Below are 21,278 nucleotides of genomic sequence, written 5' to 3'. Positions count from 1 at the left end.
GAGGAATCAGGGAATGCCACAACAGGTGCGCGGGGTGATCGCCCGGTCGAAGGGGGCGCCGGTCGAGCTGACGGACATCGTGATCCCCGACCCGGGACCCGGCGAGGTCGTCGTGTCGATCGCGTCCTGCGGGGTCTGCCACACCGATCTGACCTATCGCGACGGTGGCATCAACGACGAATTCCCCTTCCTGCTCGGGCACGAAGCGGCGGGCACCGTGGAGAGCGTCGGTGACGGCGTCGACTCCGTGCGGCCCGGTGACTTCGTCGTCCTCAACTGGCGCGCGGTGTGCGGGCAGTGCCGCGCTTGCAAGCGGGGACGGCCGCAGTACTGCTTCGACACTTTCAACGCGGCACAGAAGATGACGCTGACCGACGGCACGGAGCTGACGCCCGCGCTCGGCATCGGCGCGTTCGCGGACAAGACGCTCGTCCACGCCGGACAGTGCACGAAGGTCGACCCGGCCGTGGATCCCGCGGTAGCGGGCCTGCTCGGCTGCGGTGTGATGGCCGGTCTCGGCGCCGCGGTCAACACCGGCGGCGTCGGCCGGGGCGATTCGGTGGCCGTCATCGGCTGCGGGGGAGTGGGCGACGCCGCGATCGCCGGCGCTCGCCTGGCCGGCGCGGCGACGATCATCGCCGTCGACCGCGACGAGCGGAAACTGGAGTGGGCGCGAGGTCTGGGCGCGACGCATACGGTCAACGCCACGGAGACCGACGTCGTCGCCGCTGTCCAGGAACTGACCGGCGGTTTCGGCGCCGACGTCGTCATCGACGCGGTCGGCCGTCCCGAGACCTGGAAGCAGGCCTTCTACGCGCGCGACCTGGCGGGCACCGTGGTGCTGGTCGGCGTGCCGACGCCGGACATGCGGCTGGAGATGCCGTTGCTGGACTTCTTCTCCCGCGGCGGCGCGCTGAAGTCGTCCTGGTACGGCGATTGCCTGCCGGAGCGGGATTTCCCGATGCTGATCGACCTGCATCTGCAGGGCAGGCTGCCGCTCGACCGGTTCGTGACCGAGCGGATCGCGCTCGGCGACGTCGAGAACGCGTTCCACACCATGCACGCGGGTGAAGTGCTGCGCTCGGTGGTGATCCTGTGAGCGGGGACCCGCGGATCGAACGTGTCGTCACGAGCGGCGTCTTCGAACTCGACGGCGGCTCGTGGGAGGTCGACAACAACATCTGGCTCGTCGGGAACGACGCCGAGGTCGTGATCGTGGACGCCGCGCACGACGAGCAGGCGATCACCGAGGCCGTCGGCGGCCGTCGCGTGGTCGCCGTCGTGTGCACGCACGGGCACAACGACCACGTCACCGTCGCTCCGCAGCTCGGTGAGCGTCTCGACACGCCGGTCCTGTTGCACCCCGCCGACCGGGAACTGTGGGAGATGACCCACCCCGGGCGCGAGTTCCGGAGCGTGGAGGACGGCGAGCGGATCGCCGTCGCGGGCACGGATCTCGAAGTGCTCCACACCCCGGGGCACTCGCCCGGTTCGGTCTGCCTGCACCTGCCCGAGGCGAAGGCCCTGTTCTCCGGCGACACGCTGTTCTCGGGCGGGCCGGGGGCGACCGGACGTTCGTTCTCCAGCTTCCCGACGATCATCTCGTCGATCAAGGAGCGGCTGTTCGCGTTGCCGGACGACACCCGGGTCCACACCGGCCACGGCGACGGGACCACCATCGGCATCGAGGCGCCACACCTGGCCGAATGGATCGCCCGGGGCCACTGAGTCTCGCCGGCTCAGAGAAAGGCGCCAGCGTATGGCCGGAGTTCGGGGAGCAGCGCACGCCGTTCGAAGAGCAGGTCCTGAGCCGCGGGCAAGCGGACCCCGAACAGGCGGATGATCGCGGGCAGCGGGCCGATGATGTTCGGCGCCGCGAGGATGGCGTCGTCGATCATCAGCCAGCGCTTCGCTTCGCGCCCTTCGCGTCCGGCGAGCACGACAGCTCGGAGGCGTTCGGCCTCCGTGAGGAGCTGCTGCTCGGGGTGGGTCTCGGATTTCCCGGGACCCACCCGCCGCGGGATTTCGAGCTCGCGGCAGAGCCAATCCCTCAGCGCGGCGAGTTCCGGAGGGGAAGACGGCAGGTCCAGGATCTGCTCCTGGAGCGCGGCCGGTGTCCGGGCGTCGAGTGGCCGGTGCGCCTCGGCGCCCGGCGCCGGTTTGTCGAGAGCGCTCAACGGTGCGATGAAGCCGAAGCTGAAGTCCCGGATGAGTACGTCCCGGACCGCACGGGGGATGGTGTCGGACGTCCAGAGTGTGTCACCGAACTTGCCGATCACGATTTCGACGGCGGGGTCGGCGAGCGACAGCCGCCCTTGGACCTGTCCGTCCGGTGCCCGCGCCTCGGCCACCGGCCCGAAGTCGTCGCCCAGCCGCCGGGCCAGCGCGTCGAATCGTTCGCGCGCGACGTGCTCGTCGAAGTCCTGCGGCCGGATGAACCGGTCCGGGTCTTCGACTTCGCGCAGCACCGCGCACAGATCCTCGAGAGGCTTCCCCATGGCCGTGGATGGTTCCACAGGACGGGAAGCGCCCGCCACGGAATATCCTCGTGAGTGGTAAGTGCCGTTAGAACGGCACTTACCACTCACGAGGCAGGTGGCCTGAGCCGGTACTTTCGCGTGACCAGCGGGACGACACTTGTGATCAGATGGGCGGCACACGTGACTGGACGGGCGACACGCGTGACCGGACGGGCGACACCCTTGGCCCCTGACCGTTTTCGCCATTCACGAGGCTTTTCATCCGGCGCGAGCGGTGAGGCCGGTTAGGATCGCGTCGACGCCGAACAGGAAGGCCTCCGCCGATTCCCGCTCGTGGGCGGGCTCGTCGTCGACGATGCGGGCGCGCACGAGTTCGGCCCGGTTCTGTTCTTCCGCGACGAAGCCGAGTACATAGTGGACGATCGTGCGGGCGGCCCATTCGGCTTGGCGGTCGGCGAACTGTTCGGCGAACAACCGGTTCAGCGCCCGTGTCGGTGTCAGGACATCCGGCCGGTACGCCTGCACGAAGGACACGACCTCGGCGCCGTCGCGGACCCGGAGAAGTGCCGCGCGCAGGTCTCGCGCGGCACTGCGGGGATCGGCGGGTGACGCCGGGAAGTCGGCGAGGACGCGGGCGGCGACCACGGCGAGCAGTTCCTGTTTGTTGGCGACGTGGTAGTACAGCGCGCCGGGTTGCACGCCCAGATCGAGGGCCAGCCGCCGCATGGACAGGCTGCTCAGCCCACGCTCGCGGAGCAGCTCGTACGCGCCGTCGACGATCTGCGCTCGCGTCACCTTCACCGGGCCATTGTGCCCGCCGCCGTCGGGGCACCTTGCGCGGCCCTCGGCGCCCATCTACGATTTGAAAGGTGTTCAAAACGATGGATGACCTGGCCTCGCGCCAGCTGGCAGGCGGTGTCCTCGATCGTGACGACGCCCGCGCGGTCCTGAATACCCCCGACGACGAGGTGTTCGGCCTGGTCGTCGCGGCCGGACGGCTCCGGCGCGCGTACTTCGGGGATCGGGTCAAGGTCAACTACCTGGTGAACCTCAAGTCCGGACTGTGCCCGGAGGACTGCACGTACTGCTCGCAGCGGCTCGGTTCGTCGGCGCAGATCCTCAAGTACTCGTGGCTTTCGGCCGACGAGACGGTCAAGCAGGCGACGGCGGGTATCGAGGGCGGCGCGTCCCGGGTCTGCCTGGTCGCGAGCGGGCGCGGGCCGAGCGATCGTGACGTGGACCGGGTCGCCGGCGTCGTCGAGGCCGTCAAATCCGCCCACTCCGGCGTGGAAGTCTGTGCCTGCCTGGGAATTCTGCGGGACGGCCAGGCGGAGCGGCTTCGCGACGCCGGTGTCGACGCCTACAACCACAATCTCAACACGAGCGAGTCCCGGTACTCGGAGATCTGCTCGACGCACGACTACGAAGATCGCGTGGCCACCGTCGAGAAGGCCAAGGAGGCGGGGCTTTCCCCGTGCTCCGGGCTGATCGTGGGCATGGGGGAGAGCGACGACGAACTGATCGACGCGATCTTCGCCCTGCGTGACCTCGACAGCGACTCGATTCCCGTCAACTTCCTGATGCCCTTCGAAGGCACGCCGCTGGCGGGCACCTGGGAGCTGACGCCGTTGCGCTCGCTGCGGATCCTCGCGCTCGCGCGCTTGGCCTGTCCCACGAAAGAGATCCGCATGGCGGGCGGCCGCGAGATGCATCTGCGCTCGCTGCAGCCGCTCGCGTTGCAGGTGGCCAATTCCCTGTTCCTCGGGGACTATCTCACCAGCGAGGGACAGGCCGCGAAGGCCGACCTCGACATGATCGCCGACGCCGGATTCAAGATCCTCGGTGCCGACGAAAGTCCACATCGGACAGACGTCCTGGTCCGGTCACGCGGTGCCGGCACGGCTGTCGCCCCCAACGCATGAGCGCTCTGCTGGAGTGGCTCGTCCGTGCCGAAGAGGACAGGCGGCGGGCAGGCCTGGTGCGCAGGACCGACGTCCGGCGCAACCCGGGATCCCGGGGCGGCCTGCTGGATCTGGCGTCGAACGACTACCTCGGACTCGGCGCCGACCCTCGGGTCCGCGCGGCCGCGATCCGGGCCATCGAGACGTACGGCGCCGGTGCGGGCGCGTCGAGGGTCGTGACCGGAACGACGGCGGGCCACGTGGAACTGGAACGGGAACTGGCCCGCCTCACCGGGCAGCCATCGTGTCTGGCGTTCTCCAGTGGCTACGCGGCCAACGTCGGTCTGCTCGCCGCCTTGGGTTCCCCGGACACGGTGATCGTTTCCGACGAGCACGTCCACGCCTCGCTGATCGACGGTGCCCGGCTGTCCCGGTCACCCGTGCGGATCTGCCCGCACAACGATCTCGTCGCGCTCGAGACGCTGCTCCGGGAGCGCGAGCAGACCCGGGCGGTGGTCGTCGTCGAGTCGATCTACTCCGTACTCGGGGACGCGACCGACCTGGCGCGCGTCGCGGCGCTGTGTATCACCTACGACGCACTCCTGGTCGTGGACGAGGCACATGGGATCGGGGTGGCGGGCCAGGGGAGAGGCGCGGTCCACGCCGCCGGACTGTCCGGCGCGCCGCACGTCGTCGTGACGGCGACCCTGTCCAAGGCGCTCGGCACACAGGGCGGTGCCGTACTCGGTCCGCCGCTGGTGCGTGAGCATCTGGTCAACACCGCCCGGACGTTCATCTTCGACACCGGGCTCGCCCCCGCGGCGGCCGTCGGAGCCGCGGAAGCCTGCCGGATCATCGCGGCGGAACCGGAACGGGCAGGCGAACTGCACCGGATCGCGTCGGTGATCGCCGACGCCGCCGGGGTCCCGCACGCGCCCGGCGCGGTCCAGTCGATTCCCGCGGATTCCGCCGACCGTGCCGTGGCCGCCGCCGACGCTCTGTTCGACGAAGGCATCGTGGTCGGTTGCTTCCGCCCGCCGAGCGTCCCCGACGGCGTCTCCCGGCTGCGGCTCGTCGCCAGGGCGGGCGTCGATCCCGAGCAGGCCGAGCGGGCGGCGCGGCTCGCGGCTCGCTTGTCACACGCGGAATCCGTCAGCGCCTGAGTGGTCGGCGTTTCAATCGAGGGTTTCCGTCTGCGGCAACGGCCTTCCGGCTGTCTCCCGCATCGAGAAGGCCGCGACGAGCCCGATCGCGGCGGCGACCATGAGATACGGGCCGGGCACGAGAGTGCTACCGGTCGTGGAGATCAGGACGGTCATCAGGTAGGGCACGGTGCCGGCGAAGAGGGCCGCGGTGAGGTTGTAGGCGATCGACAGCCCGCCCTGGCGGGTGCGGGTCGGGAAGATCTCCGCGGACCACACCGCGTAGGTGCCGAGGATCGCGGCGAGCACGACGCCGAGCGTGAGCCCGCCGATCCACGTCCCGGTGAGGCCGGTGCGCATCAGGAGGTACGCCGGGGTCGCGAGGACGAAGAGCGCGATGCCCGCGCCGAGCAGGACGGGCCGTCGCCCGATCCGGTCGGAGAGACGGCCGAAGGTGGGCACGAGGACCAGCGCGAAGAGCGAGATCACGGTGGACAGCAAGGCGGCGCTGCCGGAGGAATGGCCGAGGTAGTCGGTCTGGTAGGTGACCAGATAGGTGAGCACCGCGTAGAACGGCACATGCATCATGGTCATCAGGCCCGCCGCCTGGAGCAGCTGCTTCTTGTTGGTGCGGAACAGTTCCCGCACCGGGCTGCGGGGCACCTCGCCGGTCGCCTCCAGCGCGCGGTACTCCGGGGTGTCCTCGATCTTGGTGCGGATGACGAAGCCGATGACCCCGAGCGGCGCCGCGAGCAGGAACGGGATCCGCCAGCCCCAGGACGCCAGCTGGGCTTCCGAGAGACCGATCGACAGCAGCAGGAACACCAGCGAACCGGCGAGGAATCCCAGCAGGGAACCGACTTCGAGCCAGCTGACGCCGAAACCCCGGCGGCGGCGCGGCGCGTATTCGGCGAGGAAGCTCGCCGCGCTGCCGAATTCGCCGCCCGCGGCGAAACCCTGCAGGAGGCGCAGGAAGACCAGCAGGACGGGAGCGGCGATCCCGATCGTCGAGTACCCGGGCAGCAGGCCGATCACCAGGGTGGCGCCCGACATCACGAAGATGACGATGGAGAGGGTTCGCTTGCGGCCGATCCGATCGCCGAGCGGCCCGAACACCAGCGCCCCGACTGGCCGGATCCCGAAGGAGACCGCGAAGACGCCGAACACGGCGAGCAGACCGGCGGTGGCGTCGCCCGCGGGGAAGAACACCGCCGCGATGGTGCTCGCGAGATAGGCGTAGGCGGCCCAGTCGAACCAGTGCACGAACACCCCGACGGCTCCGGCGGCGATGCTGCGGCGAAGCGCCGCGGGGTCTTCGGCGGTGGCGACGACTTCGCCCGGGGGAGAGTCCTGTGTGGTCATGATGCCTCCTTGAACCATGTCACGCGATGACGATCAGGCCGTCCGGTCCACTCCGGTCCAGGCCAGGGCGATCGCGCCGTCGAGCAGGGCGCGTTCGGCCTCGCCGCCGACGCAGTGCGCGGCGAACTCGCGCTGGTGGTTGAGCGCGGGCAGCGAGCCGATGCCGATGTAGGGGTGGATGGCGGGCACGACCTGGGAGACGTTGCCCATGTCGGTCGACGCCCGGTTCATCCGGGACGCCGTCCCGTCCGGCGCGAAGACGCGGCCGAGGTCGAGCGCGTTGGCGCGGTAGGCCGCCAGCGCGGTCTCGTCGGCGCGGAATTCCGCGTACGGCTTGCTTTCCGGCTCGATGGTCAGTTCGCAGCCGGTGGCCAGCGCGCCGGCTTCGAAGGTGCGCGTCACGCGCGGCTCCAGCTCGGCCAGCTCCGCGAGCGTCCCGGCGCGCACGTACCAGCGGCCGGTCGCGTGCTCGGGGATCGCGTTCGGCGCGTCGCCGGCGTGGGTGACGACTCCGTGCACGCGTGCCGACGCCGGAAGATGCTGCCGGAGCAGCCCGATCGCGACCTGCGCGACGGTGAACGCGTCGGCCGCGTTGATCCCCGCTTCGGGATACGCGGCGGCGTGCGCCGATCGGCCGCGATAGGAGACCTTCGAGTGACTGACGGCGAACGGGCGTGCCTCGGCGACGTCCACGGGCGCGGGGTGGACCATCATCGCCAGGTCGACGTCGGCGAACGCGCCCCGGTCGAGCAGCTCGATCTTCCCGCCGCCGCCCTCCTCGGCGGGCGTTCCGTAGACCTCGACGGTCAGCCCGGCGTCGTCGGCGACGGCGGCCAGGCCGAGGGCGGCGCCGACCGAGCTCGCCGCGATGAGGTTGTGGCCGCAGGCGTGGCCGAGACCGGGCAGCGCGTCGTATTCGGCGCACAGCGCGATCCGGGCCGGGCCGTCGCCGAAGCTCGCGTGGAACGCCGTTTCGAGGCCCAGATAGCCGGAGGTGACGGCGAAACCGGCCCGGTCGAGCAGTTCCGGCACCATCGCGGCGGCGCGATACTCCTCCCAAGCCGTCTCGGGGTCGGCGTGCAGCCGTTCCGAAAGCCGGATCAGCGCGTCGGCGTGACGATCGACCTCGGCGCGGGCCGCGGCCTTCGGCGTCGTCATCCTTCGTCCCCCGGAACGCCGTAGGACGGCGCCGTGCCGGGGTCGAGCGCGCGGGTCACGTAGTCGTCGCGCTGGGGGAGCCACACGTCGAGCAGCTCCGCCAGCTTGCCGACGGGGTCGTCGGCCCAGTCCACCCGCAGGTCGGTGATCCGCCAGTCCACATCGGACACCACGGCCAACCCCGCCGAGCGGACGGGGCCTTCTTCCCCGCCCGCGTCGAGACCTGCCTGTAGCGCCGAAACGAGCCGTTGCTCCAGCTCACCGGTCGAGGACAGGAAAGCGTCCACAATGGACTGCGGGATATGCTCGCCCGCCAACATGTTCCCCGCCGCCACGACACCATCGGCGGTCGCTGTCGCGTGGGTGCCGAGCGTCCGGTCTCCGCTGTAGGCGAACCCGGGGCCGGTCGGCCCGAGCACGGTCAGCTGCCGGTACTCGACGCCGGACGCCGCCGCGGTCACCTCGGACAACGCCCGCTCGGCGTCCCCGTGCTCGGCCAGCCGGTCGAGCAGACGCCCGCCGAGCCGGGGGTCCGTCACGTTCTGGGAAGCGGCCGCGCCGACGCCGGGGACCAGATGCGCGACGCGGGCGGCGACGGCGGGACTGGACGAACTGGCCGCGATCCCGAAGCGCACGATGCCGCCGGAGTGCTCGCGGGCCACGATCGAAAAGGTCATTTCCCCTCCTCCGGGATCACCGCGACGGCGTCGATCTCGCACAGCCATTCCGGGCGGGCGAGCGCGGACACCACGACACCGGTCGAGATCGGGTACACGCCCTTGGTCCAGCGGCCGACGACGCGGTAGACGTCTTCGCGGTAGCGCGGGTCGATCAGGTAGATCGTGAGCTTGACCAGGTGCTCCATCCGGCTGCCCGCTTCTTCGAGCAACAGCGCGATGTTGGCCATCGCCCGCTCGGCCTGCGCGGCCGCGTCGCCGATCCCGACGGACTCGCTGGTGTCGAGGTCCTGGCCGATCTGGCCGCGGACGTAGACCGTGCCGTTGGCGACGACGGCCTGGCAGAGGTCGTTGTCGAGGTTCTGCTCGGGATAGGTGTCGCGCGTGTTGAACGGGCGGATGCGCCGGTGGACGGTCACTGCTCGGCCTTCCCTGGAGGGGGTACGGCCCGCCGGTCACGGGCCCCGTCGCCACAGCGTGACGGCGGGCCGGTGTTCTGTACAGAAGATGTTTCAGGAGCAATGCATCGATAATTCAGATGCAAGTCACTTGGCCTTGGATCTGTGAATCAGATCTTGAAGGACGAAAACATCTGTTGGACACAGGCAACGCTTCACCGCCACGATCCAAGGAGACATACGAGACGCGAAGACGAACCGGGAAGTCCCGGAGTGGAGGTCTGGATGCCGAGCCAAGAGGTGGAGGCCCTCGTCGTGGGCGGGGGCCAGGCCGGTCTGGCGATGAGCGAACACCTGAGCGGTCACAGGGTCGCGCATCTCGTCGTCGAGCGGAACAGGATCGCGGAGCGCTGGCGTTCGGAGCGGTGGGACTCGCTGGTCGCGAACGGTCCCGCGTGGCACGACCGCTTTCCCGGTCTGGAGTTCGACGGCCTCGGCCCCGAGGACTTCCCCACGAAGGAGCGGGTCGCCGAGTATTTCGAGGCCTACGCGGAAAAGATCGCGGCGCCGATCCGGACCGGGGTCGAGGTGACCTCCGTCCGGAAGAACGAGGGCCGCCCGGGGTTCCACGTGGAGACTTCGGACGGGACCATCGAGACGCGGTACGTCATCGCGGCGACCGGGGCGTTCCAGCGGCCCGTGATCCCGCCGATCGTGCCGGCGGACGCCGGGATCTCCCAGGTCCATTCCAGCGGCTACCGCAATCCCGGGCAGTTGCCGGAAGGCGCGGTTCTGGTGGTCGGGGCCGGGTCCTCAGGCGTGCAGATCGCCGAAGAACTCCGCCGGTCGGGACGGCGCGTGTACCTCTCCGTCGGCCCTCACGAGCGGCCGCCGCGCAGGTACCGCGGTCGCGACTTCTGTTGGTGGCTCGGCGTTCTCGGCAAGTGGGACGCCGACACCCCGCCGCAGGGGGCGGAGCACGTCACCATCGCGGTCAGCGGTGCGCGCGGCGGGCACACGGTGGATTTCCGGGCCCTCGCCGGGATGGGGATCGAACTCGTCGGCCTGACCTCTTCCTGCGACGACGGCGTTCTCCGCTTCGCGCCGGACCTCGCGGCGAACCTCGCCCGGGGCGACGCGGGCTATCTCGCGGTGCTCGACGAAGCCGACGCCTACGCCACCCGCAACGGCCTGGACCTGCCCGAGGAGCCGGAAGCCCGGGTGCTGGGGCCGGATCCGGACCGTGCCGCCGACCCGATCCTGGAGCTCGACCTCGCCGCCGCCGGAGTCCGCTCGATCGTCTGGGCGACCGGCTTCGCCGTCGACTACGGCTGGCTGCGGGTCGACGCGTTCGACGAGAACGGCAAGCCGGACCACCGGCGAGGGGTGTCCGCCGAACCCGGCGTGTACTTCCTGGGCCTGCCCTGGCAGGCGCGCCGCGGTTCGAGTTTCATCTGGGGGGTGTGGCACGACGCCAAGCTCGTGGCGGACCACATCGCGACCCATCGCGCCTATCTGCGGTACCGGTGAGCTTCAGCGGGTGTAGTGGGTGCGGCACAGCTCCCGGAACTCCTGCGCCCGCCGGGTGAGCCGGGCCCCGCGCATCGAGGCGACGACGATCTCCAGCGCCGGGACGGCGTCGGTGAGCGTGAGCGGCACGGCTTTCGCGCCCGAGTACGTGGTGTCGTCCGGCGGGCGCTGGTTGAGCAGGGCGAAGCCGTGGCCGGACGCGACGAGCGAGCGGACGGTCTCGTAACCGGTGCTGCGGTGCCGGATCCGCGGTTCCACCCCGACGTCGCGCAGGACGGACTGCAGGTATTCGCGGCTGTGGGGCAGGTCGAGGAGCACCATGGGCTCCTCGGCCAGCTCCCGCAGTGACACCCTGCGGCTTTTCCGCCGCGCGAGCCGGTGGCCCTCGGGCACCAGCGCGTACGGAGCCGCGCTGCCCACGACCTCGCGGTCGATGTCGTCGTCGAGGTCGTAGCCGTAGAGCAGGGCGAGTTCGGTACCGCCCGATCGAAGGGCCGTCTTCAGCGCCTGGTGTTCCCCTTCTCGCAGGGACACGTGGACCTGGGGATGCCGGGCCTCGAACTTCGCCAGCAGGCTGGGCAACCGGAACGGCGCGAGAGTGGCGAAACAGCCGATCGTCAGCGTTCCCACCAGCTCGGTGCCGGACTGCCGCGCCGCCTCGACCAGCTCGGCCCCGTGCGCGAGGAAGTTCAGCACCCGCTTGTAGAACGCCTCGCCCGCCGTGGTCAGGCTGAGCCCGCGGGCGTGGTGGCGCAGCAGGAACTGCACGCCCATCTCCTTCTCCAGCTGCGCGATCGCGGTCGACACGGCCGACTGCGAGACCACCAGCTCCTTCGACGCGGCCGTCATGCTCAGATGCCGGGCCGCCGCCTCGAAATAGCGCAGTTGCACGAGGGTGAAGGACGGTTCGTTCATGGAGACATCCTGCCCTTCAGCGTTCGCGGTGGCCGAGGCCGGCGGAGACCTGCCGCGCCGCACCGCCGATGACGCGGTTCAGGCCGCGCATCCGGGCGGCGGGCATGTACGGCCGCGTCGCCGAAACGCTGATGGCCCCGGCGATCGCACCGGTGGCGTCCCGGATCGGCGCCGCGACACAGCGGATGCCCGGTTCGTTGTCCTCCAGGTCCAACGCCACCCCGGATTCCGCGTACTCGCGCATGCGGGCCAGGAACGCGTCGAGGTCTTCCGGACGCACCCGGCCCGGCTCCACCGGCGTTTCCGCCAGATACAGATCCCGCCATTCCGGCCCGGAATCCAGCAGGAGCGCCATCCCGACACCGGTGCGGGTCAAGGGCATCCGGTGCCCGATCCGGGAGCGCATCTCCGCGCCCCGTGAGCCAGGCAGCTTGTCCAGGTACAGCACCGAATCGCCGTCGCGGACGGCCAGGTGCACGGTGTCGCGCAACTGGGCGGCCAGCTCCTCCAGCACCGGCCGGGCGACCACCGGCAGCGGACTGCCGTGCAAGGCCTGGAAACCCAGCTCGATGAGCGTGGGACCGAGGGTGTAGCCGTCTCGTCCGCTGCGCAGGTAACCCTCGCTCACCAGCAGCTGGACCAGCCTGTGCGTGGTGCTGCGGCCCAGTCCGGTGCGCTCGACCAGGGTGCGGAGGTCGGTCGCGCCGCCCGCGACCGCGCGGATCACCGCGAGGCCGCGGGCGAGGGTCTGGGTGCCGGGCGGCGCTGGGTCGGACATGCCGAAATCCTACATATAGGGACGCCGATCGCATTATCGGGAACGCGACCGCACGATGTCGCTCGTGACGGACACCGAACCCGGCCTGATCGCGCTCGACTGGGGAACCTCCGGTCAGCGCGCCTGGCTGCTCGACACCGAGGGGGAGATCCTCGACGCCCGCCGGAGCTCGCGTGGACTGCTCGCGATCACCGAAGATGTCGATCCGGGTGACAGAGCGGCCGTCTACGAGTCGGCCTTTCTGGAGATCCGCGGTGATTGGCCCACGCTCCCGGCCATCGCGTGAGGAATGGTGGGCAGTGCGCAGGGCTGGGTCGACGCGGGCTATCGCACCGTCCCGGCGAGGCCGGACTCCACCTCGCTCGTGCCCGTGTCCCACCGCGACGGCGTGCTCCACGTCGTGCCCGGCCTGCGGATCCCGTCCGGCGAGAGCCCCGGCGACGTGATCCGTGGTGAGGAAACGCAGCTGGTCGGTGTCCTCGACGCACTCGGCGACGTCGATGGGCCGGTCACGGTGGTGCTCCCCGGTACGCACAGCAAATGGGTCCGCGTCGAGAACGGGCTCGTGACGGACTTCGCCACCGCGATGACCGGCGAGCTGTACGGATTGCTGATCGCGCACGGCATCCTCGCCCGTACAGCCACCGGCCCGGTGTCCGACGACGAGGCGTTCTCGCGAGGTTTGGCGGCGGGACGGCGCTCGCGAGGGCTCGCCACCGAGGCGTTCGGTGCCCGCCCGCTCGTGCTCGACGGCGTGCTGGCTCCCGAAGCACTTCCCGACTACCTCTCGGGCGTGCTCATCGCCGACGAGGTCGCGCACCTGCTGCGTGACCCCGATTCCCCGCTGGTGCTGTGCGGTGCCGTCGGACTCTGCCGCCGCTACGCCCTCGCGCTCGCCGAGCGGGGAGCGGAGGCGACGGTGCTGCCGGAAGAGATCACCGCCCGGGGGCTGTGGCGTACCGCGACCGCCGCCGGACTGCTCGAAGACCGTCTCGAAAGGACACTGAAGCCGTGACCGGTTTGATCGCGATCCTGCGCGGAGTGACCCCGGCCGAGGTCGTCGGCGTCGGCCGGGCGCTCGTCGACGCGGGATTTCCCGCCATCGAGGTGCCGCTGAACTCGCCGGAGCCGTTCGAGAGCGTCCGTTTGCTCGCCGACGCGTTCGGCGAGTGGTGCGCGATCGGCGCGGGCACCGTGCTCTCCACCGAAGACGTCGGGCGGGCGCGGGCGGCGGGAGCGCGGATGATCGTGGCGCCCAACTGCGATCCCGCCGTCATCTCCGCCGCCTTGGCCGAGGGCATGACGCCGTATCCGGGCGTGGCCACGCCGACCGAGGCCTTCGCCGCCTTGGCCGCGGGCGCCCGGCATCTCAAGCTGTTCCCCGCCGACGCGGTCGGCATCGGGGGGATGAAGGCGTGGCGCGCGGTGCTGCCGTGCGAGGTCGAACTGCTGCCTGTCGGCGGAATCGACCAAACGAACCTGGCGGCCTGGGCCGCCGCCGGAGCGGCCGGAGCGGGACTGGGTTCCTGCCTCTACCGGACGGGTGACAGCGCGGACGCGGTCGCCGTCCGGGCTCGCGAACTGTGCCGGGTCTGGCAGCAGGCCAACGGCTGAACCGTCGCACGGATGGGAAAACGATGAAGATCACGTCAATGACGACATATCAGGTGCCACCGCGCTGGTCGTTCCTGAAGATCGAAACCGACGCGGGCATCACCGGATGGGGTGAGCCGGTCCTGGAGGGCCGCGCCGCCTCGGTGGCCGCGACCGTCGAGGAGCTTTCCGACTACCTGATCGGCAAAGACCCTTCTCGCATCGAGGATCTGTGGACGGTCCTCTACCGCGGCGGGTTCTACCGCGGCGGGTTCTACCGCGGTGGCGGTATCCACATGAGCGCGCTGGCCGGGATCGACCAGGCCCTGTGGGACATCAAGGGCAAGGCGCTCGGCGTGCCCGTTCACGAACTGCTCGGCGGGCGGGTCCGCGACCGGATCAAGGTGTACTCGTGGATCGGCGGTGACCGTCCCGCCGAGACCGCCCGCGCCGCGCGTGAGGTGGTGGACCGCGGGTTCAGCGCGGTGAAGATGAACGGGACCGAGGAACTGTCCTATCTGGACACCTGGGACAAGGTGGATCGCTGCGTGGCCAACGTAGATGCCGTTCGCCAGGCAGTGGGCCCGAACGTCGGCATCGGGGTGGACTTCCACGGTCGCGTGCACAAGCCGATGGCCAAGGTCCTGCTGCGCGAACTGGAGCCGTACCGGCTGATGTTCGTCGAGGAACCGGTGCTGTCCGAACACATCGACGGCTTCGCGGACGTCCTGCGCAACTCGCCGATCCCGATCGCGCTCGGTGAACGGCTGTTTTCGAGGTGGGACTTCAAAGCGGTGCTGGCCTCGGGCGCTGTCGACATCATCCAGCCGGATCCGTCGCACTGCGGCGGCATCACCGAAGCGCGCAAGATCGCGCACATGGCCGAGGCCCACGACGTCGGCCTGGCCCTGCATTGCCCGCTCGGGCCGATCGCGCTGGCGGCCTGCCTGCAGATCGACGCGGGCTGCTACAACGCGACGATCCAGGAACAGAGTCTCGGCATCCACTACAACACGAGCAACGATCTGCTGGACTACGTCACGGATCCGTCGGTGTTCGCCTACGACGACGGACAGGTCGTCATCCCCGACGGGCCGGGGCTCGGGATCGAGATCAACGAGGAGTACGTCGCCGAACGCGCGGCGGAAGGACATCGCTGGCGGAACCCGGTGTGGCGGCACGCCGACGGCTCGTTCGCGGAATGGTGAGCGCGATGACGACGTCCGTCCACACAGGACCAGCCACGCGCCCGTCCCGGTACCGCGTGCTGATCGCGGGGATGCTGTTCATCACCGTCGTCATCAACTACCTGGACCGCTCGAACCTGTCGATCGCGATGCCCGCCATCGCCGGCGAACTCGAGCTGTCCAAAGCGGAACAGGGCCTGCTCCTGTCCGCTTTCGGCTGGACCTATGCCGCGTTGCAGCTTCCCGGCGGCTGGCTGGTCGACAAGATCCCGCCGCGGCTGCTCTATCCGGCCTGCCTGATCCTGTGGTCACTCGCGACGCTGTTCATGGGCGTGATCGGCGGATTCGTCGCACTGATCGCGCTGCGGCTGATGGTCGGTGCCTTCGAGGCGCCCGCCTACCCGATCAACAGCAAGATCGCGACCGTCTGGTTCCCGGAACGCGAACGCGCCACGGCGATCGGTTTCTACACCTCGGGCCAGTTCATCGGCCTGGCTCTGCTGACGCCCGTGCTTTCCTGGCTGCAGGCGATGCTTTCGTGGCACTGGGTGTTCATCGCGACCGGCCTGGTCGGCGTTCTCTGGGCGGTGCTCTGGTACGCGAAATACCGGGAGCCGCGCGACTCGCCTGCCAACGAGGCCGAGGTGGACCTGATCCGCTCCGGCGGGGGCCTGGTGGACCTGGCGCGTGAGCGGCCCGAGCGGGCGCGGATCACGCGGGCGGACCTGGCGACCGTGCTGGGCAGCCGAAAGCTGTGGGGCATCTACTTCGGCCAATTCTGCCTGACCTCGACGCTGTGGTTCTTCCTCACCTGGTTCCCGACGTACCTCGTCGAGTACCGGGACATGGACTACATCAAATCCGGCTTCCTGGCTTCGCTGCCGTTCATCGCGGCTCTCGTCGGAGTGCTGACTTCCGGTGTGCTGTCAGACTTCCTGGTCCGGCGTGGCGCGTCGCTCAGCGTGGCACGCAAAGGCCCGATCATCGCCGGGCTGGTGCTGAGCACGGTGATGGTCGGAGCCGGGTTCACCGACTCGACGACGCTCGTCATCGTGATCCTTTCGGTCGCCTTCTTCGGGAACGGTCTCGCGTCGATCACCTGGTCGCTGGTCTCCGCGCTGGCGCCGCGACGGCTGCTCGGGCTGACCGGGGGGATGTTCAACTTCATCGGGAACCTGTCGTCGATCGCCACCCCGATCGTCATCGGCCTGATCGTCACCGACGACAGCTTCGCGCCCGGCTTCGCCTACATGACGGTGATCACGATCGCCGGGATCCTTTCCTACGTCTTCCTGGTCGGCAAGGTCGAACGCGTCGCCGAACGGACCGGCGTCACCACGGCGTAGCGCCCGCCTGGGGCCGGACGTCGGTCAGGGTGGTCGTGAGTGGCAAGTGGGATTATCGAAGGGTAAGGCAAAGGTGCCACTCACGACCAACCCGAGGGTGGCGGTTCAGTCGCCGTCGATACGGCCCGCCCGCTACACCGTCACGCGGATTCCTTGGTGAGGAAGAAGTACGCGTAGCGCTCGTCGAGTTCGTTCCGCGGCACCAGCCGGACCGCTCGCGGAATGAGGCCGCAGCGTTCGGAGAGTTCCCAGAACCCGTGGATCGGGTAGGTCGTCATGCTCGCCAAGCCACGGCGATAGGAGCGTCGTCGTGGTTTGGTGAGCCAGTCGCCGGTTTCGTATTTGATCTGGATCAGAGCGAGACCGCCGGGGGCGAGGAGGTCGTGGGCGATGCGCAGCAGTCGTTCGCCGTATTCCGGCGACGGGATCAGCTCGAATACGTAGAAGGACAGGAAGACGTCGCAGCCGCCGTCGACGTCCCCGAGCACGGATTCCGGGGCGGCGACCTCGACGGCCACCGGCCGGAAGGCCGTGTCGCAGACCTTCGCGATCTGCGTGCCGCACTCCTCGAGCGAGTCACGGGAGATGTCGACTCCGATGAACTCCTTGGCACGGGGTGCGAAATGCACCGCGTTGGCACCCCCGCCGCAGCCCCACTCGATCACCCGGTCCCAAGGCCGGGTGAACGACGTCAGGCGTGTTCCGGCTTCGAACAGGGCGAGGTGGTCCGCGCCGATCCGGTCCCACAGGTCGTTGTCCTGGAAGGCCGGGGCGTCCCGCCAATGGGAGTCGGCGGCCCAATGCGATCCGCTCGGCCGCCGCCAGTAGTTCTGTGCGTCGGCGGCGATCGTCGAATCGGGCTGCCGGAGACCCGCGGTCGCCAAGGCGCGTTGCAGGAGGTCTTCCATGGTGACGGCGAGACGTTTGCCTTGGCTGATGGCGATCTCCCAAGGCTTTTTGATCGTGACGGTCGAGTCGGGTCTTTCTGGCATGGGAAAACCCTTCGCTGAAGGTCGCGGACACGGATCGCCGTCGACTGGATGAGGGCGATGCGTGCGGTGCCGTGGTTCGTCACAGTTCTTCGGTGTAACGGGTGATTAAGAAACCTCAGTGAAAGAGAGGAGGCCCGCGTCGTGGCCGGGCGCGCCGCAACAGGACCTCAGTCGCGCTATTCGTTCCGTCCCAACGGAAAAGCGGTGACCGCAGCGGCGAATGGACCCGGTCCGCCGTCGCCGGGACCCTGCCGAGAGCCTGTCGGACAAAGCCGTGGAGGGTACGCAGCGCGGAATCCGCGTGCGTGAGCAGAAGACCCAGAAGCACTATGGCGAGCGCGTTCATGCCGAGCGCGAACCACGGATCGACTCCGTCCGGAACCGGGGCGATCCGATGGTGGGTCAGATGCGTGGGAAGAAGCAGCACGTCGTGCAGGATCGCCTGTGCCACCGCGACAGCGCCGATCGCGGCGATCGGCCCCCGGAACCGGCCGACGGCAACGGTGCCCGCCCAGCCGACCGGGCCGACGATGGCCAGAGCCATGCCGAGGTGGGGAATCACCCCTCCGCCGAGAACGTGAGCCGTGACCCCGAGCGCCGCCGCCGCGATGGCGGGCACCACGGTGCGGGCGATCTGGACCACAGTCGGAAGGCTCTCGGAATCCCGTGCCACAAAGCCAGCTTACGTGTTTCTCGGGAGCGGGTGGCCATGCAAATGGTTGCCCTGGAACGGGCGGAGTTGGGCGGATTCGTGCGAGAGCTGCGGGGCGTGTTCGCGGACCGGAGAAACGGAAAAGGTGAACACACCCCGGACCGGAAGCAGGGTGCCGCGACGTCGTCTCCAGAGACGCCGATGAGCGAACGGCCGCCTCCGGTCCGGGAGCCGGATCGGACGACCGTCGACACGGTGGCAGGCGGTGGCGATATGTCGATGTGGGAGGAGGGCGGCTCGCCGCGCGCGGCCGGGCTCACCCGTCCCGGCGCCGTGGCCGTCGCACCGGACGGCACCGTTTATGTCGCCACCGGGACGCGAATTCTCGCGATCGATCAGCGCGCGGGAACGATCCGCACCTTCGCGGGCACCGGGGAGACGGGTTTCGGCGGTGACGGTGGGGAGGCGACGAAGGCCACGTTCTCCTAGGGCGGATTCGGAGGGTTCGGCATCGCTGTCGGTCCGGACGGCACGCTCTACATCGCCGACCTGCTGAACTACCGCGTCCGTGCGGTCGACCCGAAGACCAAAACGATGCGCACCGTGGCAGGCCGCCCCCACGCGGGCGATTCAGGGTCGGATTTCTTCCCGAAACCGAACGACCACGGTAATCCGGCGACAGGCACCTTCGTCGAACCGGACGCGATCGCCGTCGACGTCGCCAAGAACACCTTCACCCCGGTCGGCGGCGCCGAGGTCCGGGATCCGGTGGACCTTTCGGTCACCCCGGAAGGGAAGGTGCTTGTCGTCGCGGCGGGCGGGATGGGCAAGGTGGTGTACAGCCTGGACCCGGTGACGGCTCGGCTGACACCACTCACCGGCGGAAAGTGCCCTTCGGCGACGGCGGCGACCCGATGGAGGCGAGTCTGTCGGCCATCGCCGGGGTGGCCTCCGGACCGGACGGCACCGTGTACGTCACCGACCAGCAGCACAACCGGGTGCGCTCGATCAGGAGGGAATCGCCTGACCGACGACTGGGAACTCTCCGACACCTAGGACGGCTCGTTCTACCGCGACGTGCACGAACGGGACGAAGTCGACCTTGACGCGCCCGGGACATCGCCGTGGACACGGACGACGGGACAGTCCGCACCGTCGTGGGTACGACCAGGCAACGTGGCTCCGGCGATGTACCGCCCGACGAAACCCCGCTGCGGGGTCCGGCCGCGCTCCCTCTCGGTCGCGACGGTCCTTTACGTCATCGACGGAGTCGGGTCCACCACCCGGATTCTCGCCGTGAACCGGTCCACCAATCAGCTGCGCACGGTGCTTTCGCCGCTCCGGAACGGGACCGGCCCGCAGGACATCGCCGCCGTGCCGGACGGCACGCTGTACGTCGCCAACGGCGATGACACCGGCGTTTGCGCGATCCGGCCCGGCAAGGGGGAGTGCGAAACGATCGCGGAGGCGGTACCCGGGCGAAAAGGGGGTGTCCCCGCCGACGCGGTGGCGGTCGGCCGGGACGGGACCGTGTACGCCGCGGTGAGCCTGAACGCCCGGATCGTCGCGATCGATCCGAAGACCCGGCGGGTCTGGACCATCGCGGGCGTCACGGGTACCAGGGCGCCACCGGTGACGGCCACTTCCGCGGAGATCGGCCAACCGGCCGGGCTCGCGGTCGGTGCCGACGGCACGCTCTATTTCGCGGACTTCGCGAATCACCGGATCCGTGCGATCGACCCGGCCACCGGAAAGATCCACGCGGTCGCCGGCACCACCTCCTTCGCGGGCGAGTTGATCCCGGAGAAAGCCGTCTACGCAGGCGGTTCGTACACCGGCGACGACGGCGTCGCCTGCCAAGCGACCCTCAACGCGCCACGCGGGCTCACGGTCAGTCCGGGCGGGGCGATCTACGTCGCGGACTCCGGCAACAACCGGGTCCGGGCGATCGGAACCGTGCTGACCCCACCGGCCTCGTGCTGCGGCCGACGACGTACCTCTTCGGCGGTCTCGGCCTGCTCGCGTCGGGCGGTCTGGTGATCGGCGGGCGGTGGCGACGCCGCCGGTCCACCCGCCGCGAGGACACCTCCGTGCCCGAGACGGCCCAGACCGCGTAGGAAAAGTGGCGAACCGGGCGAGAATCCCTGGAGGAAGGAGTCATCGTGAAGGGACCGATTTCGAACGGCGGCAGCCGAGCGTTTCGCGTTTTGTGCCCGGCCCGTGCCGTCGTGCTGTCCGGCGACGCGGGCGAGGTGCTTTACCGCCAAGTGCGCGAGGGGACCGAGAAGGACAACGAGCAGGCGAGGGCGGTGCGCGTGAAGGACGCGGAACGGCGTCTGCGGCCACCGGACTGACGCCTGGCAGGCCGGGGTCCCGGCGCGAATCACCGTTGTGGTGATTCGATCTTGGGCTCCGCCTGGTTATTCACGCGGAATCACCTAGTAATTCCTGTCATCGGCTTGGAATGCTCAATGCGGCGGTCGCGGGCAAGGGGGCGGCGCCAATTCGGTTTCCATTGTTCCTGCCGTGAATGGCGGGTAAGGCAGGAGATCCTGATGGTTCGGTTGAAACGGATTTTCCAAGGGTTGTCCGTCGGTGTGGTCGCGATGGCTTCCATGGCGGTAACGGCCGCGCCTTCCAGCGCTTCGGCCGCTGTGCCGCGGGGGCCGGACGGTGTGAGTCACCTGTCGGTCGCGGCGAAGACGGCGCGCACCGCGGCGGTCCTCCCGGATATCGTCTGCACCATCCAGACCACGATCGATCTGGTCCTGGTTTCGATTCCCGGGATGCAGCTGCCTTCGGTCGTCACCGCAAAGTCGGCGACGACCTGCCCGGTACCGATGGACAATCTCACCGCGCAGGTGGAGCTCTACGAGGTGCGTAACGGGTCGCTCGCCATCGCCGGGATCGGCAACTTCGGCAACGGCCCGGGTTTCCAGCAGAGTTCCCAGGCGGTGGCGGACTGCCCGGTCGGAGCGGTGCGGACCTACCTGGCGATCGGTAACCACACGGCGGCGAAGGCCAGTTACGTGTCTGCCAAGGGGCGGTCCGGCAGTGGTGCGTACACCTTCCGGTGCTAGGCGCTTGCCGGGAACTGTCCGGGCCGGGCTCACATCTCGCGGGGCTGCGTCGTCGGTTGGGCAGAACACCCCAACGACAAAGGAGAT

General features: G+C 69.4%; 23 protein-coding genes and 1 pseudogene. 14 read left to right on the top strand and 10 right to left on the bottom strand.

Annotated elements, in window-relative coordinates:
• The first annotated feature begins 13 nt into the window (after positions 1–13).
• Complete coding sequence (locus ACFOSH_RS25895) at positions 14–1,099, top strand: S-(hydroxymethyl)mycothiol dehydrogenase (RefSeq protein WP_378241656.1); 1,086 nt, start codon at positions 14–16, stop codon at positions 1,097–1,099.
• Positions 1,096–1,728, top strand: a complete 633-nt coding sequence (locus tag ACFOSH_RS25890) for an MBL fold metallo-hydrolase (RefSeq protein ID WP_378241655.1) — start codon at positions 1,096–1,098, stop codon at positions 1,726–1,728. The genes ACFOSH_RS25895 and ACFOSH_RS25890 overlap by 4 nt, the downstream gene beginning before the upstream one ends.
• 11 nt (positions 1,729–1,739) lie before the next feature.
• On the opposite strand, the gene ACFOSH_RS25885 is transcribed toward ACFOSH_RS25890, so the two are convergent.
• Both ACFOSH_RS25885 and ACFOSH_RS25880 read right to left on the bottom strand, forming a co-directional pair.
• On the bottom strand, positions 1,740–2,498 hold the full coding sequence (locus tag ACFOSH_RS25885; protein ID WP_378241654.1) for a hypothetical protein: 759 nt from the start codon (positions 2,496–2,498) through the stop codon (positions 1,740–1,742).
• Positions 2,499–2,738: 240 nt separating this feature from the next.
• Entirely contained in the window at positions 2,739–3,281 is a 543-nt protein-coding gene (locus tag ACFOSH_RS25880; protein ID WP_378241653.1) for a TetR family transcriptional regulator, read from the bottom strand.
• An 80-nt stretch (positions 3,282–3,361) separates the two neighbouring features.
• On the opposite strand from ACFOSH_RS25880, the gene bioB reads away from it, so the two are divergent.
• Positions 3,362–4,402 carry a biotin synthase BioB gene (gene bioB, locus ACFOSH_RS25875; RefSeq protein ID WP_378241652.1) on the top strand — a complete coding sequence of 347 codons (1,041 nt, stop codon included), beginning with the start codon at positions 3,362–3,364 and terminating at the stop codon, positions 4,400–4,402.
• Positions 4,399–5,544 carry an 8-amino-7-oxononanoate synthase gene (locus tag ACFOSH_RS25870; RefSeq protein ID WP_378241651.1) on the top strand — a complete coding sequence of 382 codons (1,146 nt, stop codon included), beginning with the start codon at positions 4,399–4,401 and terminating at the stop codon, positions 5,542–5,544. Before bioB ends, ACFOSH_RS25870 begins: the two co-directional genes overlap by 4 nt.
• A 12-nt stretch (positions 5,545–5,556) precedes the next feature.
• Here the strand turns inward: ACFOSH_RS25870 and ACFOSH_RS25865 are convergent, their stop codons facing one another.
• The 4 genes from ACFOSH_RS25865 to ACFOSH_RS25850 are packed head-to-tail and all read right to left on the bottom strand — an operon-like array spanning position 5,557 to position 9,139.
• Entirely contained in the window at positions 5,557–6,885 is a 1,329-nt protein-coding gene (locus ACFOSH_RS25865; RefSeq protein WP_378241650.1) for an MFS transporter, read from the bottom strand.
• 33 nt (positions 6,886–6,918) lie between these two features.
• Positions 6,919–8,043: a M20 family metallopeptidase gene (locus ACFOSH_RS25860; protein WP_378241649.1), complete on the bottom strand. Its 1,125-nt coding sequence runs from the start codon at positions 8,041–8,043 to the stop codon at positions 6,919–6,921.
• Complete coding sequence (locus ACFOSH_RS25855; RefSeq protein WP_378241648.1) at positions 8,040–8,720, bottom strand: DUF1028 domain-containing protein; 681 nt, start codon at positions 8,718–8,720, stop codon at positions 8,040–8,042. The genes ACFOSH_RS25860 and ACFOSH_RS25855 overlap by 4 nt, the downstream gene beginning before the upstream one ends.
• Entirely contained in the window at positions 8,717–9,139 is a 423-nt protein-coding gene (locus tag ACFOSH_RS25850; RefSeq protein ID WP_378241647.1) for a RidA family protein, read from the bottom strand. Before ACFOSH_RS25850 ends, ACFOSH_RS25855 begins: the two co-directional genes overlap by 4 nt.
• A 264-nt stretch (positions 9,140–9,403) precedes the next feature.
• On the opposite strand from ACFOSH_RS25850, the gene ACFOSH_RS25845 reads away from it, so the two are divergent.
• On the top strand, positions 9,404–10,648 hold the full coding sequence (locus tag ACFOSH_RS25845; protein ID WP_378241646.1) for a flavin-containing monooxygenase: 1,245 nt from the start codon (positions 9,404–9,406) through the stop codon (positions 10,646–10,648).
• A 3-nt stretch (positions 10,649–10,651) separates the two neighbouring features.
• Here the strand turns inward: ACFOSH_RS25845 and ACFOSH_RS25840 are convergent, their stop codons facing one another.
• Both ACFOSH_RS25840 and ACFOSH_RS25835 read right to left on the bottom strand, forming a co-directional pair.
• Positions 10,652–11,563 (bottom strand): LysR substrate-binding domain-containing protein, encoded by a 912-nt coding sequence (locus ACFOSH_RS25840; protein WP_378241645.1) that lies wholly within the window; start codon positions 11,561–11,563, stop codon positions 10,652–10,654.
• A 16-nt stretch (positions 11,564–11,579) separates the two neighbouring features.
• Positions 11,580–12,341, bottom strand: a complete 762-nt coding sequence (locus ACFOSH_RS25835; RefSeq protein ID WP_378241644.1) for an IclR family transcriptional regulator — start codon at positions 12,339–12,341, stop codon at positions 11,580–11,582.
• 55 nt (positions 12,342–12,396) lie between these two features.
• On the opposite strand from ACFOSH_RS25835, the pseudogene ACFOSH_RS25830 reads away from it, so the two are divergent.
• The 4 genes and pseudogenes from ACFOSH_RS25830 to ACFOSH_RS25815 all read left to right on the top strand — a co-directional run bounded on the left by ACFOSH_RS25830 (position 12,397) and on the right by ACFOSH_RS25815 (position 16,467).
• Positions 12,397–13,356 (top strand): annotated as a pseudogene (locus tag ACFOSH_RS25830) (2-dehydro-3-deoxygalactonokinase).
• The gene (locus ACFOSH_RS25825; RefSeq protein ID WP_378241643.1) at positions 13,353–13,955 is read left to right on the top strand and encodes a 2-dehydro-3-deoxy-6-phosphogalactonate aldolase; all 603 of its coding nucleotides are present in this window, start codon (positions 13,353–13,355) and stop codon (positions 13,953–13,955) included. Before ACFOSH_RS25830 ends, ACFOSH_RS25825 begins: the two are co-directional and overlap by 4 nt.
• 23 nt (positions 13,956–13,978) lie before the next feature.
• Positions 13,979–15,142, top strand: coding sequence for a galactonate dehydratase (gene dgoD / locus ACFOSH_RS25820; RefSeq protein WP_378241642.1), 1,164 nt, complete (start codon positions 13,979–13,981; stop codon positions 15,140–15,142).
• 5 nt (positions 15,143–15,147) lie between these two features.
• Positions 15,148–16,467, top strand: coding sequence for an MFS transporter (locus tag ACFOSH_RS25815; RefSeq protein WP_378241641.1), 1,320 nt, complete (start codon positions 15,148–15,150; stop codon positions 16,465–16,467).
• A gap of 140 nt (positions 16,468–16,607) precedes the next feature.
• On the opposite strand, the gene ACFOSH_RS25810 is transcribed toward ACFOSH_RS25815, so the two are convergent.
• The gene (locus ACFOSH_RS25810; protein ID WP_378241640.1) at positions 16,608–17,459 is read right to left on the bottom strand and encodes a class I SAM-dependent methyltransferase; all 852 of its coding nucleotides are present in this window, start codon (positions 17,457–17,459) and stop codon (positions 16,608–16,610) included.
• A gap of 115 nt (positions 17,460–17,574) precedes the next feature.
• Positions 17,575–18,132 carry a hypothetical protein gene (locus tag ACFOSH_RS25805; protein WP_378241639.1) on the bottom strand — a complete coding sequence of 186 codons (558 nt, stop codon included), beginning with the start codon at positions 18,130–18,132 and terminating at the stop codon, positions 17,575–17,577.
• 36 nt (positions 18,133–18,168) lie between these two features.
• On the opposite strand from ACFOSH_RS25805, the gene ACFOSH_RS25800 reads away from it, so the two are divergent.
• From ACFOSH_RS25800 to ACFOSH_RS25780, 5 genes are all read left to right on the top strand, one after another.
• Positions 18,169–18,600: a hypothetical protein gene (locus tag ACFOSH_RS25800; protein WP_378241638.1), complete on the top strand. Its 432-nt coding sequence runs from the start codon at positions 18,169–18,171 to the stop codon at positions 18,598–18,600.
• A 114-nt stretch (positions 18,601–18,714) separates the two neighbouring features.
• Positions 18,715–19,167 (top strand): hypothetical protein, encoded by a 453-nt coding sequence (locus tag ACFOSH_RS25795; RefSeq protein ID WP_378241637.1) that lies wholly within the window; start codon positions 18,715–18,717, stop codon positions 19,165–19,167.
• 132 nt (positions 19,168–19,299) lie between these two features.
• Entirely contained in the window at positions 19,300–20,151 is an 852-nt protein-coding gene (locus tag ACFOSH_RS25790) for an NHL domain-containing protein (protein WP_378241636.1), read from the top strand.
• Between the two features lie 122 nt (positions 20,152–20,273).
• Positions 20,274–20,465 carry a hypothetical protein gene (locus ACFOSH_RS25785; RefSeq protein ID WP_378241635.1) on the top strand — a complete coding sequence of 64 codons (192 nt, stop codon included), beginning with the start codon at positions 20,274–20,276 and terminating at the stop codon, positions 20,463–20,465.
• A 201-nt stretch (positions 20,466–20,666) separates the two neighbouring features.
• On the top strand, positions 20,667–21,191 hold the full coding sequence (locus ACFOSH_RS25780) for a hypothetical protein (protein ID WP_378241634.1): 525 nt from the start codon (positions 20,667–20,669) through the stop codon (positions 21,189–21,191).
• The last annotated feature ends 87 nt before the right edge of the window (positions 21,192–21,278 follow it).

Source organism: Amycolatopsis speibonae, from assembly GCF_042647925.1.
Lineage (GTDB): Bacteria > Actinomycetota > Actinomycetes > Mycobacteriales > Pseudonocardiaceae > Amycolatopsis > Amycolatopsis speibonae.
This window is presented reverse-complemented; position numbering and strand designations above follow the sequence as displayed.

Excerpts from the sequence above, each read along its gene's own strand:
- ACFOSH_RS25895 (WP_378241656.1), top strand. The coding sequence starts at position 14 with ATGCCACAACAGGTGCGCGGGGTGATCGCCCGGTCGAAGGGGGCGCCG.
- ACFOSH_RS25885 (WP_378241654.1), bottom strand. The coding sequence starts at position 2,498 with ATGGGGAAGCCTCTCGAGGATCTGTGCGCGGTGCTGCGCGAAGTCGAA.
- bioB (WP_378241652.1), top strand. The coding sequence starts at position 3,362 with ATGGATGACCTGGCCTCGCGCCAGCTGGCAGGCGGTGTCCTCGATCGT.
- ACFOSH_RS25870 (WP_378241651.1), top strand. The coding sequence starts at position 4,399 with ATGAGCGCTCTGCTGGAGTGGCTCGTCCGTGCCGAAGAGGACAGGCGG.
- ACFOSH_RS25865 (WP_378241650.1), bottom strand. The coding sequence starts at position 6,885 with ATGACCACACAGGACTCTCCCCCGGGCGAAGTCGTCGCCACCGCCGAA.
- ACFOSH_RS25860 (WP_378241649.1), bottom strand. The coding sequence starts at position 8,043 with ATGACGACGCCGAAGGCCGCGGCCCGCGCCGAGGTCGATCGTCACGCC.
- ACFOSH_RS25855 (WP_378241648.1), bottom strand. The coding sequence starts at position 8,720 with ATGACCTTTTCGATCGTGGCCCGCGAGCACTCCGGCGGCATCGTGCGC.
- ACFOSH_RS25845 (WP_378241646.1), top strand. The coding sequence starts at position 9,404 with ATGCCGAGCCAAGAGGTGGAGGCCCTCGTCGTGGGCGGGGGCCAGGCC.
- ACFOSH_RS25840 (WP_378241645.1), bottom strand. The coding sequence starts at position 11,563 with ATGAACGAACCGTCCTTCACCCTCGTGCAACTGCGCTATTTCGAGGCG.
- ACFOSH_RS25835 (WP_378241644.1), bottom strand. The coding sequence starts at position 12,341 with ATGTCCGACCCAGCGCCGCCCGGCACCCAGACCCTCGCCCGCGGCCTC.
- dgoD (WP_378241642.1), top strand. The coding sequence starts at position 13,979 with ATGAAGATCACGTCAATGACGACATATCAGGTGCCACCGCGCTGGTCG.
- ACFOSH_RS25815 (WP_378241641.1), top strand. The coding sequence starts at position 15,148 with ATGACGACGTCCGTCCACACAGGACCAGCCACGCGCCCGTCCCGGTAC.
- ACFOSH_RS25810 (WP_378241640.1), bottom strand. The coding sequence starts at position 17,459 with ATGCCAGAAAGACCCGACTCGACCGTCACGATCAAAAAGCCTTGGGAG.
- ACFOSH_RS25800 (WP_378241638.1), top strand. The coding sequence starts at position 18,169 with ATGCAAATGGTTGCCCTGGAACGGGCGGAGTTGGGCGGATTCGTGCGA.
- ACFOSH_RS25790 (WP_378241636.1), top strand. The coding sequence starts at position 19,300 with ATGTACCGCCCGACGAAACCCCGCTGCGGGGTCCGGCCGCGCTCCCTC.
- ACFOSH_RS25780 (WP_378241634.1), top strand. The coding sequence starts at position 20,667 with ATGGTTCGGTTGAAACGGATTTTCCAAGGGTTGTCCGTCGGTGTGGTC.